This window comes from Rhodococcus sp. NPDC003318 (genome assembly GCF_042879035.1).
Lineage (GTDB): Bacteria > Actinomycetota > Actinomycetes > Mycobacteriales > Mycobacteriaceae > Rhodococcus_G.
Window position 1 is genome coordinate 12,370 of sequence record NZ_JBIAOU010000006.1, and the last position, 15,389, is coordinate 27,758.

Here is a 15,389-nt window from a genome sequence, read left to right on the forward strand (position 1 = left end):
TCGGGTTCGCTACTGTCCGCAGGATGGAGGTGACGCCGCAGCAACCCGGCACCGACGTGACGGTGCACGTCCTCGGTTCGGTGCGGGCCCGGGTGGCGGGTGCGCCAGTGGATCTCGGTGGTCCGAGCCGGCGGGCGGTGCTCGCGCGGCTGGTCGCCGCGCACGGCACGGTGGTCTCGACGGATCTGCTGATCGACGACCTGTGGTCGGGTGACGCTCCGCCGAAGGCGCTGGCCGCGCTGCAGGTGCACATCTCCTACCTGCGTCGCATCCTGGAACCGGCGCGCCGCCCCCGCACCGCGGCCCGGGTACTGGTCAGCGCGACTCCCGGGTACGCGTTGGTGCTGCCCGACACCGCGGTCGACTCCTGGCAATTCGAGGCACTCGTCGGACGCGGACAGGGCACGCAGGATCCCGCGTCGCGGGCCGCGTTCTTCGATCGGGCGTTGGACCTGTGGACCGGCCCACCGTTCCAGGAGCTCGCCGACACCGCGTGGACGCGACCCGAGGTGGAGCGGCTGCAGGAGCTGCGCCGCACCGCGATCGAGGAGAGCGCGAAGAGCAGGCTGGCCCAGGGGGATCCGGAGTCCGCGGTGGCGCTGCTCGGCCGGCACGTCGCCGACCACCCCGATCGGGAGACCGCGACGGCGTTGCTGGCGTTGGCCCAGTACCGATCCGGACGGCAGGCCGAGGCGCTGACGACGCTGCGCGCGGCGCGGCGACATCTCGCCGACGAGTTGGGCGTCGATCCCGGACCGCAGCTGCAGGAGCTCGAACGCGACATCCTCACCCACGCTCCGGCGCTCGCTCCCCAGGCGCTGCGGATCCCGGAGCCGCAGCGCCCGGACGGCCCGTCGAACGCGCGCCCCGCGGAGCTGGCCACCCTGCTGGCGGAGGCCGACCTCGCGGTGAGGTCGGGCCTGCGCGTCGTGTGGCTCGGCGGTGAGGCCGGAGCGGGCAAGAGCACCCTGACCGCCCATCTCGTCGCCGCCCTCACCGGTCGCGGCTGGAGCGCGGCGTGGGGGCGCTGCCCGGAGGTGGACGGTGCCCCGCCCGGTTGGCCGTGGGGCGAGGTCCTGCGCGACCTGCGTGAACGCCACCCGATGGACCCGGCGACGTCCGGTCAACTGGCGAACCTGCTGGGAGAGGAGGGCGCCGACGGGACGATGCCGGGCCCCTTCTGGCTCGCGCAGGGGCTGCCGCCGTACCTGTCCGCGGTGTCGCAGCGGGCGCCGCTGGTGATCGCCCTCGACGACGCCCATCGCGCGGACGAACTGACCCTGCAACTGCTGCGGCACGTCGCGGTGCACGCGTCGGGTGCGCCGATCCTGGTGGTCGCGACGTTCCGGGAACGGTCACCGGAACTCGCGGCGGCGTGGTCCGCCACCGCGGGAGTGCCCGGCGCACGCGTCGAACTGGGCCCGCTCTCGAATTCCGGCGTCGACGAGATCGTCCGCGAGGCCGGACTCGGCGCACTGGCGGCCCCCGTGCTCGCACACCTGACGGAGCGGTCGGGTGGAAACCCGTTGTTCGTCAAGGAGTTCGCGAGACTCGTGCAGTCCGAGGGCGAGACGTCGGTGGATCGTGCGGTGCCCGACGGGGTCCGCGACCTGCTGCGCCGCCGGGTCGAACGCCTGCCCGATCCGACCGTGTCGACCCTGCGGCGGGCAGCGGTGCTCGGTCGGGAGTTCGACCTGACCGTTCTGCGCGACCTCGGTGACCTGACCGAGGACGCTCTCGTCGACGCGCTCGAACCGGCGCTCGGTGCGAACGTCCTGGTCGAGTCCGGACCCGACCGGCTCCGGTTCGCGCACATACTGATTCGTGACGTCGTCTACGCGGATCTGCCGGGCATCCGGCGTACGCGACTGCACGCCGCCGCGCTCGAGGTGCTCGCCGAGCGCACACCGGACGACGTGGCCGTCCTGGCGCGGCATGCGATCGCTGCCAGGGCGCCGGCGGCGGCGGCCGTCGAGTACGTCGTCCGGGCAGCGAGACGTGCAGATGCGGTGTTCTCCCACCGGGAGGCGGTGGAACTGTGGGCGGCCGCGCTGGACCTCCTCGAGCGCTCCGCCGACGCGGACGAGCGTGCGCTGGTGGACATCCTGATCCCGTACGTCGGCGCGTTGGCCCGCACCGGCGACATCGTGTCGGCGCGCCGCCACCGACAGTCCGCGATCGACGTCGCGGCGCGGGTGGAGGACCGGGTCGTGCTGATCCGCGCGCTCACCTCGTGGACCGCGCCCGTCACCTGGTACATCCGAACGGACTCGGCGGTCGACGAGGCGGTACTCGGGCCGATCGAGACGATGCTCGCCCGGCCGGGACTGTCGGGCAGGGATCGGGCACTGTTGTTGGTGGCCAAGGCGTTCGAGCTTGAGGAGAACGACCCGGACGCGGTGACGGCTGCGGTCCGCGAGGCACTCGCCCTGGCCAGAGAGTCCGGGGACCCGGTGATTCTGCGTCGCGCGCTCAACGCCTACGGCTACGTCGCGTACGGGCCGGACTTCGCCGACGAACGCCGCGCGATCGCCGAGGAGCTCCTCGCCGTCGCGACCGGCGACCCGGGATTCCAGGCGCAGGCGCACTTCCAGCTGTTCATGGCCGCCGCGGCCGACGGCGACCTCGGTGAGGCGCTCGACCAGGTCGCCGAGGCCGTGGAGTACGCCGCCGGGAATCAGTTGTCGCAGATGCTCGGCGCGCTGGACACGTTTCGCGGCTTGGCGGATCTGATTGCGGGAGAGATCGATTCGGCACTCGAATGCTACGACGCCGCCGCGGCACGGCTCGCGGAGGCCGGTACGGGCAACGCCGACTGGCTGCGGGTGATCGGCAGGATCGGTGCCGGGGTGGTGACCGGAGATCTCGCGGGTATCGCCCCGGAGCTCCTCGCGATCGAGAAGGCGTGGCCGCAGTCGCTGCGTCCCGCTGTGGTGCTCGCACTGCTGGACGTCGGCGACCCCGAGCAGGCCCGTCGGCTGTGGGACGGCCTCGCCGACCCGCCCCGCGACCACTTCTGGCTGACGATGACCACGCTCCGCGGCAGGGCGGCGGTGCGACTCGGGGACGTGGCGGTGGCCGAGCGGTGCCGCGTCGAGCTCGCACCGTACACGGGGCGCTTCGCCGGTCCCGAATCCGGATCGGTGTACGCCGGACCGGTGGACGCCGCCCTGGCCGAGCTCGCCGAGTTCTTCGGCGATGCGGCCGGGGCGGCGCACCATCGGGGTGAGGCCGAGAAGCTCATCGAACGGACTCGGGCGTACCTACGGGTTCGGCGGCGGTGACATTCCGGGTGGAGCGGGTGGCGCGGATCATGAGCACCCCGATGGCGGCGAAGGCGACACCGCGGGGCAGTTCGATGACGAGGCCGCTGAGCACCGGAGCGTAGGGGATCGGGGCGAGCAGGATCAGGCCTCCCGCGATCATCACCGCCGAGATCCAGCGCGGAACGGCACCGGACCGCAGGAGCGCGACCCCGAACACGACCATGCCGAGCATGAGGCCGAGGCCGGCGACGATCATCAGGGCGGCGAACGGGGTCGTCGCGATGATGGTGTCGGTGCCGGAGAGCACACCCTCGCCCGCGGGGGTCCCGGCGAGGGGCACCGCGATGAAGGCCTCGACGGCGAGGTGGGCCATCGCCATCACCGTCGAGGCGACGAAGAATCCGACGAAGGAGATCAGACCGGCCAGGCCCGCCTTGCGGGAAACCCAGGCGTACATCCCGGGCAGGCCGAGCATCAACAGGATCGACCCGACGAGAATCAGGTACTGCGGGTAGGGGACGGAGTGGGTGGAGAGGGCGCCGATGCTGTGGCCGCCGTCCTCGTCGACCGGATGGAGCATGCCACCGGCAAGGTTGAAGGCGAGGGCGGCCACGAGGGCGAACCCGCTGAGGCGGTAGAGCAGTGCAGATGTGATGGTCATGGCCGAAGCATCGGACGCCGCACTTGTCGGCGACTTGTCTCGGCACAGGCGCCCCACTTGTCGACCGGGACGCGGGTGTGCCCTCGGCAGGATTCGAACCTGCGACACCGGCTTTAGGAGAGCCGTGCTCTATCCCCTGAGCTACGAGGGCGATGGGGAGGCGCGTGTGGCCACCGTCCCCGATGCACTAGGCAGTGTAGCCGGGTTCGGTGCATTTCCTTCCACGGACTCCCTCGGCGGTGATATGTTAACGGCAATTCTTCAGGGGGAGGGACCATGCCACAGCACTACATCGATCTCGACGCGGCTCCGCGGCTGAGCACCGCCCGCACGCGGATCTCCGTGAAATCCGCCGGGCGCCGGTGGACGCGCAAGGATCCGGACATCCGGGAGGCGCTCGACTTCTGGTCGTTCGCCGGCGCGGCCGCGAACGTGGCCATGCAGATCGGGTGGCCGGAGGTCGCCTACGGCGTCATGGAGAGCAAGGTCGAGTCGGGTGCGTTGATGTCGCATCCGTGGAAGCGGGCGCGCACCACCACCCAGTACCTCGCGGTCGCGATCCTCGGCACCGAGGCCGAACGTGCCGCCTTCCGGGAGGCCGTCAACGGCGCTCACCGTCAGGTCCGGTCGGACGAGAACAGCCCGGTCAAGTACAACGCCTTCAACCGGGACCTGCAGATGTGGGTCGCGGCCTGCCTCTACATCGGTTTCGAGGACACCCACCAGCTGCTGCACGGGCAGATGTCGCCGGAGCAGCTCGAGGCCTTCTACCGACGGGCGGCACCGCTCGGCACCACACTGCAGGTCACCGAGGACATGTGGCCGGCGACGCGCGCCGACTTCGACGTCTACTGGAACACCGCGTGCGAACGCGTCGTGTACGACGACCGGACGAAGCGGTTCATCGAGGACCTGATCGACCTGAAGATGATCGCGTGGCCGATCCGGGCTCCGTTCCGAAACCTGCTGCGGTTCCTCACCATCGGCTCGCTCGCGCCGTACTTCCGGGAAGCGATCGGATACGAGTGGACGGAGGTCGACCAGCGCCGGTTCGAGCACCTGTTCATCTTCGTCTCGTTCGTCAACCGGTTCCTGCCGGGCTTCATCCGCAACGGCGGCAGCCACGTGCTCATGAGTGACCTTCGACGGCGGATGGGCAAGGGCTCGAACCTGATCTGATGGCGGCCCTCGACGACGGCCTCGGCCCGGACACGCTGCTCTGGAAGTTCCTGGGGGACCGCCGGTTCCTGCTCACCCTGCCGCGCGCGGTGTCACTGCAGATGCTGCACCCCGTCATCGCGCGCGGTATCCGGGAACACTCGCGCACCCCGCGGCACGTGTGGATGCACGCCCGGCACACCGTGCCCCAACTCGTCGCAATGGCCTACGCGGACCGGGACCTGTCGACGGTGATCCGTTACGGGCACGAGAACGTCAAGGGGCGAGACGACCACGGCAACCGGTACCACGCGCTCAATCCCGAGGTGTTCTTCTTCCAGCACGCCACCTACGTCGACACCCTGATGACGATGGTGGACACCTTCATCCGTCCCCTCTCCGCCGCGGAACGCGAACAGCTCTACCAGGAATGCTCGATCTGGTACCACCGCTACGGCATCTCGGCGCGCGCGATGCCGGCCAGCTGGAGCGAGTTCGAGGAGTACTTCGCCGGCGCCTGCGCCGAGCTCCGCGTCGGCCCCGATGCCGAGTACTACCGCGAGCAGGTCCTCCGGCCCGACGCCTGGGTGGTCCGACGGGTACCCACTCCCGTCGTGCGGCAACTCCTGCATCCCCGCGCCCGAGAGCTGTACGGGGTGCCCGGCAGCGGGACCGCTGCACTGGCCGCGTACGCCGGTTGGCGCAAGATCCTCGCGGCACTCGGGCCCGGCCACCGTCACGTCGACGTCGCGGCGCGGGCGCTGCGGCGGGACCGTCAGACCGTCTCGGATGCTGCCGGTGTCGGCTGATCCGCCACCCCGCGGTGAAAACCCTTGCGGTCGTACAGACGGGTGACGACGAGACCGAGGACGAGGCCGATCAGGAGCCCGATCGCGGTCATGGTCACCGACCGCATGAGCGCCCCCGACCCACCGTCGCCGAAGTACAGCAGGCTGCGCACCCCGAGGAACACCTGGTGCATCGGCTCGAAACCGGCGAGCCAGCCGAAGAACGGGGGCGTCGCCTCGATCGGCAGGGTGCCGCCGGCCGACGGCAGCCCCAGCACGATGAACACGATCAGGTTGATGATCAACCCCGCGCTGCCGAAGACCGCCAGCACCGACATCGCGGTGACGCCGACCGCGATGATCGCGAACGCGCCGTACATCCACAGCCCCAACGCATTCGGCAGCGGCATCGACAGCAGGTGCGAGATCCACAGGTACAGACCCGAGACCAGGAACCCGAGAACGACCATCACCCCCCACTTCACGAGCAGCGTCTGCAGGCGGGAGATCTCGACCGTCGGATTGTGGACGTAGCGGGGACCGAACTCGGTGGGGGTGAAGCCGAGCATCCCGTCGATCAGGGTGTGCACGATCATCGCGCCGGTGAACCCGGCGAGAATCACGAGCAGTGCATAGTAGAAGGCGGACAGGCCGTTTCCGGTGCCGTCGGGCAGCGGCTTGTACTGCACCGTCAGCACCTCGATCGGGTTCGACAGCGTCAGCCGGGCCGCACCCACGACCGGGGTGTCACCGACGGCCGCCGCCACCTGATCCGACAGTTGCGCACCGACCTGCTCGTTCACGGTCGCCAATGCCGGAGTCGCGATCGACTCGACCAACGCGGTGCCGAACGTGCCCGACCGCGGATTGGTGTAGACGGTGATCACCGGCTTCTCGACATCGCCCGGAACGACACTCGCTTCCGCAAGGATCATCAGCCGTTTCGTGAAATCGGACGGGATGACGATCGCGCCGTACACCTCCGCCGAGTCGAGCATCGAGGTGGCCGCGGCGATACCGACCTGCTCGAGGTCGACCTTGTCGGCGGGCACCCCGGCGACAAGCCCGTCCACGATCTGGTCACCGATGTTCTGCCGCTGGTCGGACCCCGGCGCGACGTCGCCCTCGTCCTGGTTGACCACCGCGATCGGGAAGTCGCGAAGACTGCCCTTCGGGTCGATGACGCTGCCGAGGTACAGGGCCGCCAGCAACGACATGAGCGCGGTGACCACCACGATCGGGGCGGCCCAGAACAGGGGACTGCGCAGTTTCCTGGTGCGTTGCCCGGGGTCGGTCTGCTCCGGTGCTTCGTGCTTCGGCCTGTTCACGCTCGATTGCCTCTCGCCGCGCGGGATCGGGATGATCGCCGGTCAAGCCTAGGCGGGGAACCTGGCCCGAACACGGCAACACCTCCGGCCGCGTCGGTGGTACCGACGCGACCGGAGGTGCCGGCTCGGGTCCTGGGTCGTGTCCCTAGTGGGACGGTGCGGGTTCGGGTGCCGCCTCGGACTGCGGCAGCTCCTTCCGCAGCTTCTCACCCTCGATGTCGACGTTCGGCAGGATCTTGTCCAGCCACTTCGGCAGCCACCACGCCTTGTCGCCGAGCACGGCCATCACGGCGGGGATGATCACCATGCGGACGATGAATGCGTCGAAGAACACGGCGGCGGCGAGCGCGAAGCCGATCGACTTGATGAACGCGTTGCCCTCGAGCATGAACGCACCGAAGACCGACATCATGATCAGGGCCGCGGCCGTGACCACGCGGGCGCCGTGGCGGAAGCCGATGGTCATGGCCTCCTTCGCGGAGGCGCCGTGCACGTACTCCTCCCGCATTCGGGTCACCAGGAACACCTGGTAGTCCATCGCGAGACCGAACACCACACCGATCAGGAAGATCGGCATGAAGCTGACCAGGGGCTGCGGGTTGGCGATGAACCCGCCCCAGCCGTGCTGGAAGATCGCGACGGTGGCACCGAACGTGGCGGCGACGCTGAGCAGGAAGCCGAGCGCCGCGGTGAGCGGCACCAGGATGGACCGGAACACCAGCATCAGCAGGATGAACGCGAGTCCGACGACGATGGTCAGGTACGGCACCAGCGCGCCGAGCAGCGTGTCCGAGATGTCGGTCTCGAGCGCGGTCTGGCCGGTGACGCCGTAGTTGACGCCGATCTCGTCGTGCAGCGTGCCTTCGCTGTCGCGGATGGACTGCATCAGGTCGACGGTCCGCTCGTCCGTCGGTGCGCTCCCTGGGGTGACCAGGATCTGCGCGGTGTCACCGGCAGGGTTCACGCCGACGACCTGCGCGTTGACGACGTCGTCCTGCTCGGAGATCGTCTGGACCACGCGACCGAACGCCTGTTGCGCGGGAACGCTCGCGTCCTTCGCGTCGACGACCACGATCAGCGGGGAGTTGCGGCCCGGTCCGAACCCCTCGGACACCAGGTCGTAGGCCTGGCGTGAGCTGGTCGCGGGGTCGCCGGTGCTCTCGCTGGGCAGGGCCAGCTTCAGGCCCGTGGCGGGGAGGGCGAGCGCACCGAGGATCACGACGCCCGCGATCAGCGGGATGGCGGGCTTGCGGGCCACCCATGTGGCGTACCGGGCGGCGGGGCCGGGAGCGGCGTCGTCGGCTTCCGGGTCCGTCGCCTTGACGAACGGGATCCGGCCGGCGAAAGCCTTGCGTCCGAGCAGGCCGAGGAACGCCGGCAGGAAGGTCAGTGCGACGAGGACCGCGATCAGCACCGCGAACGCCGCTGCCAGACCCATGTCGCTGAGGAACTTGATGCCCACGACGCGGAGCGCGACGAGCGCGATGATGACGGTCAGGCCGGCGAACACGACGGCGGAACCGGCGGTACCGACCGCACGGCCGGCGGCTTCCTCCCGGTTGCCGGTCACGTTCACCTCGTGCCTGAACCGCGACACGATGAACAGCGAGTAGTCGATCGCGACGGCGAGACCGATCATCACGGCCAGGGTGGGCGTCATCGAGCCCAGTTCGGTGAAGCCGGTTGCGATGGTGATGCCGAGGCTGCCGATGCCGACGCCGATGATCGCCGACAGCAGCGGCAGACCCGCCGCGACGAGCGAGCCGAAGGTGAGGACGAGGACGACGGCGGCGACGGCCATACCGATCAGCTCTGCGCTGCCGCCGGGCGCTTCCTGGGCCTGTGCGGCGGTGCCGCTGACCTCGACGGTGAGTCCGGCGTCCCGGGCGGCCTGGGCGGCGGCGTCGATCTCGTCGATCAGTTCGGGTGTGACACTGGTGTAGTCGCCCGTGAACGGGACCTCGACGTATCCGACGGTCTTGTCGGCGCCGAGCGGGGACAGCGCGGCCGCGTCGGCCAGTGCCTGGTCGAGCGGCTTGCCGGTCTGCTCGGCCTGGGCCGTCACCATCTGCGTCAGGCCGGCATCGGCGACCACGGGGTTGACCAGTGCCGCGCTGCTCTCGTCCGGCGTCGCGGTGGCCGGGTCGACCTTCGCGGCGGGCTCGACGAGGTCGATGGCGCGGACCGCGGCGAGCGTCTCGTCCATCGCGGCCTGGTTCTCCGGGGTGTCGAGGGTCTGTCCCTCGGGTGCGGCGAAGACGAATCGCGCCGAGATGGAGTTGAACGGATCCCTTCCGTCGGACGGGAACCGTTCGGCCATCAGGTCCTGCGCCTTCTGCGCGGGAGTCCCGGGGATGGAGAACGAGTCGTTCGTCGGACCCGACAGCGTCGCTGCGCCGACGCCCATCAGGACGAGCAGAGCCAGCCAGATCGACAGGACTGTGCCCTTGCGCCGGTAGGCGAACTTGCCGATCCGGTACAGGTAGGTGGCCATGGAGGACCCTTCGTGTTGCGGGTGTGAGGGGTGTTGCGTGTGCTCGTCGGGACGGTTTACGGGACTGGTGGTTCGTGGGCGGCCGGTGCCGTGCGGGGAAGCGGTTGAGGGATGCCCGCGCGCAGCATCCGGAAGGCCTCGTGGACGATCGAAGAGGGGCTGGAATGGCCGGTGTCGCCGTGGATCCACAGTTCGATCGCCGCTTTGCACGCGGAACCCGCCGTCATCTGGAGCAGGTTCGGGTACAGGTCGGTGTCGATGTCGGTGCCGGTGCGGTCGGCGATCGCCTCGCCGAGGATCCGGCCGACCCGGCCCTCCAGCTGGAGCTTGCGGGCGAGCAGGGCAGGGCTGGACTCGATGAGCGCCATCTCGGCGACGATCACGTCGAGGTCGCGGACCGGGTCGTGGAGCACCGACTGCACGACCGCCTCGAGGGAATCCCAGATCGGCTCGCCCTGCGGCCGCTCGGCAAGCCGGGCGACCCAGATGGTGACGTCGGCCTCGAGGCGGTGCAGGACGGCGTCCTCCTTCGAGGCGAAGTAGTTGTGGAAGGTGCGGGTGGAGACCCCCGCCTCGGACGCGATCGCCTCGGCGGTCACGGCTTCGATACCGGCCTGCATTGCCAGGCGCATCGCGGCATCGCTCAGCGCGACGCGGGTTGCGGCTTTCTTCTGGTCACGCAGGCCGGGTGGGGTGCTCACCCAATCCACGGTACGGAAGTTGCACAACCCTGCAAACTTGCATTCGCGTGCAATTTGTGTTTCGTGCACCACACTCGTGTGCCCGGTGTGACCACCGCCACCATTGGTTCTGCTTCATCGTTCGGTCCCCGATTGCGCTCGACTCGGTCCTACGGATTCGCGGCAACCCTGCGTAGTGTCCAGACGAGCAGTTCCACACAGTCGATTGGAGTGTCCGGTGCGCATCGGAACGCAGATCACGTACAGCGGCGGATTCGCCGAAACGGTCGCGGAGGTCGCGGACCTCGAACGCGCCGGACTCGACATCGTGTTCATGGCGGAGGCCTATTCCTTCGACGCCGTGAGCCAGCTCGGTTACCTGGCCGCGAAGACGACGACGCTGCAGCTCGCCTCGGGAATCTTCCAGATCTACACCCGCACGCCGTCGCTGATGGCGATGACCGCCGCCGGACTCGACTTCGTCTCGGACGGCCGGTTCGTGCTCGGTCTCGGCGCGTCCGGGCCCCAGGTCATCGAGGGCTTCCACGGTGTTCCCTACGACGCGCCGCTCGGCCGGACCCGCGAACTCGTCGACATCTGCCGCCAGGTCTGGCGCCGCGAGAAGGTGCAGTACGACGGCAAGTACTACCAGATCCCGCTGCCCCCTGAGAAGGGCACCGGCCTCGGCAAGCCGCTCAAACTCATCAATCGTCCCGTGCGCGAACGCATCCCGATCGTCATCGCGGCGATCGGCCCCAAGAACGTCGCGTTGACCGCGGAGATCGCCGAGGGCTGGCAGCCGATCTTCTTCCACCCCGAGCGGGCGATGGACGTGTGGGGCGAGTCGGTGAACAAAGGCAAGGCCAAGCGCGACCCCTCGCTCGGTGAGCTCGAGGTCTACGCGGGCCCGGCCCTGGCCATCGGCGACGACGTGGACCACATGCTCGACTGGATCAAGCCGCACCTCGCCCTCTACATCGGCGGCATGGGGGCCCGCGGCAAGAACTTCTACAACGACCTCGCCTGCCGCTACGGCTACGAGGCCGAGGCCAAGGCGATCCAGGACCTCTACCTGGACGGCAAGAAGCAGGAGGCCGCCGCCGCGGTCCCCGACGAACTGGTGCGCTCGATCTCCCTGATCGGGCCCGAGGGCTTCGTCCGCGAGCGGGTCGCGGCGTTCAAGGAGGCCGGTGCGACCACGCTCACGGTCAGCGCACTCGCCGCCGACACCGCCGGCCGCGTCGCGCAGATCGAGAAGCTGCGCGCGATCATCGACGCCTGATGAGCGGCTCCGCCACAGTGGTGCACTTACGGACCCCGGCGCGTTCGTAAGTGCGCCACTGCGGCTTCGCCGCACAATCGGGACAATGGTTGCGGGGCGCGCGCGGTGCCCCGGCAGTGTCGGTGACGGATCTCCAGTGAGGAAGCAGCATGAGTGCAAGCAGTCCGGTCGTGGTCGGTGTGGACGGGTCCGAGTCGGCGTCGACGGCAGTCGTCTGGGCCGCCCGTACCGCCGCGGCCCGCAAGCTCCCGTTGCTGCTGGTCTCGGTCGTGCACGTCCCCGCCTACTACTACACCGAGCCCTATCTGGTGCGCGGCTACGGTGACGACCTCAAGAAGGCGGGCCGGGCCCACCTCGACAGCGCCGAGGTCCTCGCCCGCGAGGTCGCCGACGAGGTCGGTGGTCTGGAGATCGAGACCAAGCTGCACGAGGGCCGGATCGCGGAGATCCTGCTGCAGTACGCGCCGACGGCGGCGATGATCGTGCTGGGCAGCCGCGGACTCGGTGAGTTCAGTGGCGCCCTCCTCGGTTCCGTTGCCCGCGCGGTCGCGGCGCACTCGACGGCGCCGGTCGCCGTGGTCCGCGGCCGCACCCTCGACGGCCGGCCGCCGACCGAGGGCCCGGTCGTCGTCGGTGTCGACGGTTCCGAGGTCAGCGAGGCGGCGATCGCCACCGCGTTCGAGGTGGCCTCCGCCCTCGGCGCACAGCTGGTCGCGGTGAACGTGTGGAGTGACGTGTCGGTGCAGCCGTCCCTGGGTGCCACCGCCGACGATCCGCACTGGCGGTCCATCCAGGCCGCGGAGGAGGCCGTGCTGTCCGAGCGGCTGGCCGGCTGGATCGAGCAGTACCCCGACGTCGAGGTGCAGCGGATCGTCGACCGGGACCGTCCGGTCCGCGTGCTCAGCGAATTCTCCGAGCGCGCACAGCTTCTCGTCGTCGGTAGCCACGGACGTGGCGGCTTCAAGGGCATGTTGCTCGGCTCCACGAGTGCCGCGCTGATGGGCACCGCCGACTGCCCGGTCCTGATCGTCCGACCGAAGTCCGCCGGGTAGCGGCACTTCTGCACACGGAACGAAGGGTCGGCTTCCCCCCACCGGGAACCGACCCTTCGTCCGTGTTCGACGAGCCCGACCCGTGGTCGGGGCCGACTGTCGGTTCAGCCGAACTCGTCGAGTCCTCCCGCGCGCAGCTGCGCCCACACGTCGGTGGGATGCACGCCGCGCCGGAGGGCGTCATTTTCGATCAGGACCCCGAGCAGTACCGAGTTCAGGAACGCGAGCGCATCCGGGTCGTGGCGGGCCGACTTGGCTTCCGCCCACCGGGTCACGTTGCCGCGCTTGGCCGCCGACGCCATCTCCAGAGCCGTCTCGAACAGTGCGTGGGTGTAGGTGGCGGGCTGCTCGCCCATCAGATCCGTCATCAGGCGGTCACCTTCCGTGCGCGGGTGGCGGCGCGGGCCAGTGCCCGGTCGCGGGACTCCTCGAATCGAACGGCGTCCGCCTCGAGTGCGGCGAGGAACACCGCCAGCTGCTCGCGCAGCGTCTCCGCCTCGCCGCTGAAATCATTGCGGTCGAACATCTTCCACGTGCGCAACACCGGAAGCACGACGTCGTCGAGGTGCTGGCGCAGGTCGTAGATGCCGCCCTTGGCGATCAGCACCGCGTTGCGCCGGAAACCCGGCATCTGCGCGCCCGGCATCTGGAAGTGGGTGAGGATCTTCAGGATTGCGCGCATCGCCTGAGCGGGTGCGACGTCCAGCGCGGCCCCGGTTATGTTGCGGTAGAACATCATGTGCAGGTTCTCGTCCGCGGCCACCCGGGCGAGCATCCGGTCCGCCACCGGATCGCCGCACGCCTTGCCGGTGTTGCGGTGGGAGACCCGCGTCGCCAGCTCCTGGAAGGTCACGTAGGTGACGGCGTCGAGGAGGCCGTCCTGCAGATCCGGGTTGAAGCCGTGCGTCATGTGCGTCATGCGCGCGTTCTCCAGTGCCACCGGGTCGACCCCGCGGGTGACGACCAGGTAGTCGCGGATCACGACGGAGTGCTTGTTCTCCTCCGCGGTCCAGCGGCCGACCCACGTGCCCCACGCGCCGTCGCGCGAGAAGTTCTCCGCGATCACCCGGTGGTACGACGGCAGGTTGTCCTCCGTCAGCAGGTTGGTGACCATCGCCGCCTTCGCGACGTCCGTCAGCTGCGACTGCCCGGGCTCCCAGTCCACGCCGCCGAGTTCGGCGAAGTTGCGGCCGTCGTCCCACGGCACGTAGTCGTGCGGATGCCACTCCTTCGCCATCGACAGGTGCCGGTGCACGTTGTCCTCGGCGACGGGCTCGAGTTCACGGAGCAGCTCGAGTTGAGTCAGTTCGCGGGTCACGGAATCGACAGTCGCCGATCCGGGCCCCTGGGCGATAGTGCCGAAAGTCCCCATGTGCTGGTATTGGGAGATGCAGACACGCCTGTTCCTGGTGGACGACCACGAGATCGTCCGGCGCGGCCTGGTGGATCTCCTGGACGGCGCCGCCGACTTCACCGTGGTGGGGGAGGCGTCGTCGGTCGCGGAGGCGCTCGCGGGCATCCCGGGGTCGGGCGCGGATGTCGCGGTCCTCGACGTCCGGTTGCCGGACGGGTCCGGGGTGGAGCTGTGTCGGGAGTTGCGGTCGGCGATGCCGGGACTGCGCTGCCTGATGCTGACGTCCTACTCGGACGACGAGGCACTGTTCGACGCGGTGATGGCCGGCGCGTCGGGGTACCTGCTCAAGCAGATCCTCGGGACCGACCTGATCTCCGCGATCCGCACCGTGGCCGCGGGCGGGTCGCTCCTCGGCGACCGGGACACCGCCGCTGTGCTCGCCCGGATCCGTGCGCAGCGCAGCCAGAACGGCCTGGTCGACCAACTGACCGACCAGGAGAAGGTGGTGCTCGAACTCATCGGGGAGGGCCTGACGAACCGGGAGATCGGTGCCCGGATGCACCTTGCGGAGAAGACGGTGAAGAACTACGTGTCCCGGCTGCTGGCGAAGCTCGGGATGCAGCGCCGTACCCAGGCGGCGGTGCTGGCCACCGAACTGCGGGGCAGGCCCGAACGGGGCCGCTGACCGCTACCGGTCGGGGAGGTGGTGGCGCAGCAGTACCCCGAGCTGGGTGCGGGCGTCGTCGAAGGGCGCGCTCGAGCCGAGCGCCCGACTCTGCACGATGGCGCCCTCGATCACGGACAGCAGCAGACCCGCCACGCTCCGTGCGGTGGTGTCGTCGAGGCCTGCCGCGACCAGGCCCGCGGCGAGCCGCGAGGTCCACTCGGCGAAGGCCTGGCCGGCGGCGGCCCGCACGGCCGGATCCGACTCGTCCAGCGCGGCGGCCATCATGAACGACCCGAGCCGGTACTCGCTCGACTCGAGCGGGTCGAGCCAGAACGCGAACAGCTCGTCGAGCCACCGGTCCGCCGACGGCGCGGTGGCCAGCTTGTCGGCCATCACGTTCAGGTGCGAATGGACGACCCGGGACACGATCCGGGTGGCCGTCTCCACCAGTTGTCCCTTCCCCTCCGGGAAGTGCTGGTACAGCGAGTTGCGCGACGCGTTGCTCCGCTTGAGCAGCTCGGCCAGTCCGGCCGCGTGCACTCCGACCTCCTGCACCGTCGTGATGGTGCTCGCGAGCAGTCGAGCGCGCGGGCGTGCCGTGGTCATGCGTCTGCCTCCCGGCTTGTGTGGACCGATCGGTTCATGTTAGATCGAGCCAG

General features: G+C 69.6%; 13 protein-coding genes and 1 tRNA gene. 6 read left to right on the forward strand and 8 right to left on the reverse strand.

The window, feature by feature from the left end; all coding sequences use genetic code 11:
• Positions 1-23: 23 nt before the first annotated feature.
• Positions 24-3,284 (forward strand): BTAD domain-containing putative transcriptional regulator, encoded by a 3,261-nt coding sequence (locus ACFYVR_RS12225; RefSeq protein WP_387473166.1) that lies wholly within the window; start codon positions 24-26, stop codon positions 3,282-3,284.
• Here the strand turns inward: ACFYVR_RS12225 and ACFYVR_RS12230 are convergent.
• A complete protein-coding gene (locus ACFYVR_RS12230) occupies positions 3,241-3,927 on the reverse strand; it encodes a hypothetical protein (RefSeq protein WP_387473168.1) in 687 nt (228 codons plus the stop codon). The genes ACFYVR_RS12225 and ACFYVR_RS12230 overlap by 44 nt on opposite strands.
• Positions 3,928-4,005: 78 nt before the next feature.
• A tRNA-Arg gene (locus tag ACFYVR_RS12235) sits at positions 4,006-4,078 on the reverse strand.
• A gap of 125 nt (positions 4,079-4,203) precedes the next feature.
• Between ACFYVR_RS12235 and ACFYVR_RS12240 the strand changes: the two genes are divergently transcribed.
• Together ACFYVR_RS12240 and ACFYVR_RS12245 are read left to right on the forward strand one after the other, a co-directional pair.
• Positions 4,204-5,106 (forward strand): oxygenase MpaB family protein, encoded by a 903-nt coding sequence (locus ACFYVR_RS12240; protein WP_387473170.1) that lies wholly within the window; start codon positions 4,204-4,206, stop codon positions 5,104-5,106.
• Positions 5,106-5,894 (forward strand): oxygenase MpaB family protein, encoded by a 789-nt coding sequence (locus ACFYVR_RS12245; RefSeq protein WP_387473172.1) that lies wholly within the window; start codon positions 5,106-5,108, stop codon positions 5,892-5,894. The genes ACFYVR_RS12240 and ACFYVR_RS12245 overlap by 1 nt, the downstream gene beginning before the upstream one ends.
• On the opposite strand, the gene ACFYVR_RS12250 is transcribed toward ACFYVR_RS12245, so the two are convergent.
• The 3 genes from ACFYVR_RS12250 to ACFYVR_RS12260 form a co-directional block, all read right to left on the reverse strand.
• Positions 5,861-7,201 carry a YhgE/Pip domain-containing protein gene (locus ACFYVR_RS12250; protein ID WP_387473174.1) on the reverse strand — a complete coding sequence of 447 codons (1,341 nt, stop codon included), beginning with the start codon at positions 7,199-7,201 and terminating at the stop codon, positions 5,861-5,863. The genes ACFYVR_RS12245 and ACFYVR_RS12250 overlap by 34 nt on opposite strands.
• Positions 7,202-7,346: 145 nt before the next feature.
• Positions 7,347-9,695, reverse strand: coding sequence for an MMPL family transporter (locus tag ACFYVR_RS12255; RefSeq protein ID WP_387473177.1), 2,349 nt, complete (start codon positions 9,693-9,695; stop codon positions 7,347-7,349).
• A gap of 56 nt (positions 9,696-9,751) precedes the next feature.
• Positions 9,752-10,327 (reverse strand): TetR/AcrR family transcriptional regulator, encoded by a 576-nt coding sequence (locus ACFYVR_RS12260; protein WP_387473661.1) that lies wholly within the window; start codon positions 10,325-10,327, stop codon positions 9,752-9,754.
• Positions 10,328-10,613: 286 nt separating this feature from the next.
• On the opposite strand from ACFYVR_RS12260, the gene ACFYVR_RS12265 reads away from it, so the two are divergent.
• Both ACFYVR_RS12265 and ACFYVR_RS12270 read left to right on the forward strand, forming a co-directional pair.
• Complete coding sequence (locus tag ACFYVR_RS12265; protein WP_387473180.1) at positions 10,614-11,657, forward strand: LLM class F420-dependent oxidoreductase; 1,044 nt, start codon at positions 10,614-10,616, stop codon at positions 11,655-11,657.
• 149 nt (positions 11,658-11,806) lie between these two features.
• On the forward strand, positions 11,807-12,709 hold the full coding sequence (locus tag ACFYVR_RS12270) for a universal stress protein (RefSeq protein WP_387473182.1): 903 nt from the start codon (positions 11,807-11,809) through the stop codon (positions 12,707-12,709).
• 104 nt (positions 12,710-12,813) lie between these two features.
• On the opposite strand, the gene ACFYVR_RS12275 is transcribed toward ACFYVR_RS12270, so the two are convergent.
• Together ACFYVR_RS12275 and ACFYVR_RS12280 are read right to left on the reverse strand one after the other, a co-directional pair.
• Positions 12,814-13,077 (reverse strand): hypothetical protein, encoded by a 264-nt coding sequence (locus tag ACFYVR_RS12275; RefSeq protein WP_387473184.1) that lies wholly within the window; start codon positions 13,075-13,077, stop codon positions 12,814-12,816.
• Positions 13,077-14,027 (reverse strand): acyl-ACP desaturase, encoded by a 951-nt coding sequence (locus tag ACFYVR_RS12280; RefSeq protein WP_387473186.1) that lies wholly within the window; start codon positions 14,025-14,027, stop codon positions 13,077-13,079. Before ACFYVR_RS12280 ends, ACFYVR_RS12275 begins: the two co-directional genes overlap by 1 nt.
• A 70-nt stretch (positions 14,028-14,097) precedes the next feature.
• Here ACFYVR_RS12280 and ACFYVR_RS12285 point away from each other — a divergent pair, with 70 nt between their 5' ends.
• Positions 14,098-14,748 carry a response regulator gene (locus tag ACFYVR_RS12285; protein WP_387473188.1) on the forward strand — a complete coding sequence of 217 codons (651 nt, stop codon included), beginning with the start codon at positions 14,098-14,100 and terminating at the stop codon, positions 14,746-14,748.
• 3 nt (positions 14,749-14,751) lie between these two features.
• Here the strand turns inward: ACFYVR_RS12285 and ACFYVR_RS12290 are convergent, their stop codons facing one another.
• Positions 14,752-15,336 (reverse strand): TetR/AcrR family transcriptional regulator, encoded by a 585-nt coding sequence (locus ACFYVR_RS12290; protein WP_387473190.1) that lies wholly within the window; start codon positions 15,334-15,336, stop codon positions 14,752-14,754.
• Between the last annotated feature and the right edge of the window lie 53 nt (positions 15,337-15,389).

What these genes read in the sequence shown, in the direction of transcription:
- ACFYVR_RS12255 (WP_387473177.1), bottom strand. Translation starts at nt 9,695, where the DNA reads ATGGCCACCTACCTGTACCGGATCGGCAAGTTCGCCTACCGGCGCAAG.
- ACFYVR_RS12240 (WP_387473170.1), top strand. Translation starts at nt 4,204, where the DNA reads ATGCCACAGCACTACATCGATCTCGACGCGGCTCCGCGGCTGAGCACC.
- ACFYVR_RS12285 (WP_387473188.1), top strand. Translation starts at nt 14,098, where the DNA reads ATGCAGACACGCCTGTTCCTGGTGGACGACCACGAGATCGTCCGGCGC.
- ACFYVR_RS12290 (WP_387473190.1), bottom strand. Translation starts at nt 15,336, where the DNA reads ATGACCACGGCACGCCCGCGCGCTCGACTGCTCGCGAGCACCATCACG.
- ACFYVR_RS12230 (WP_387473168.1), bottom strand. Translation starts at nt 3,927, where the DNA reads ATGACCATCACATCTGCACTGCTCTACCGCCTCAGCGGGTTCGCCCTC.
- ACFYVR_RS12270 (WP_387473182.1), top strand. Translation starts at nt 11,807, where the DNA reads ATGAGTGCAAGCAGTCCGGTCGTGGTCGGTGTGGACGGGTCCGAGTCG.
- ACFYVR_RS12225 (WP_387473166.1), top strand. Translation starts at nt 24, where the DNA reads ATGGAGGTGACGCCGCAGCAACCCGGCACCGACGTGACGGTGCACGTC.
- ACFYVR_RS12275 (WP_387473184.1), bottom strand. Translation starts at nt 13,077, where the DNA reads ATGACGGATCTGATGGGCGAGCAGCCCGCCACCTACACCCACGCACTG.
- ACFYVR_RS12260 (WP_387473661.1), bottom strand. Translation starts at nt 10,327, where the DNA reads ATGCGCCTGGCAATGCAGGCCGGTATCGAAGCCGTGACCGCCGAGGCG.
- ACFYVR_RS12245 (WP_387473172.1), top strand. Translation starts at nt 5,106, where the DNA reads ATGGCGGCCCTCGACGACGGCCTCGGCCCGGACACGCTGCTCTGGAAG.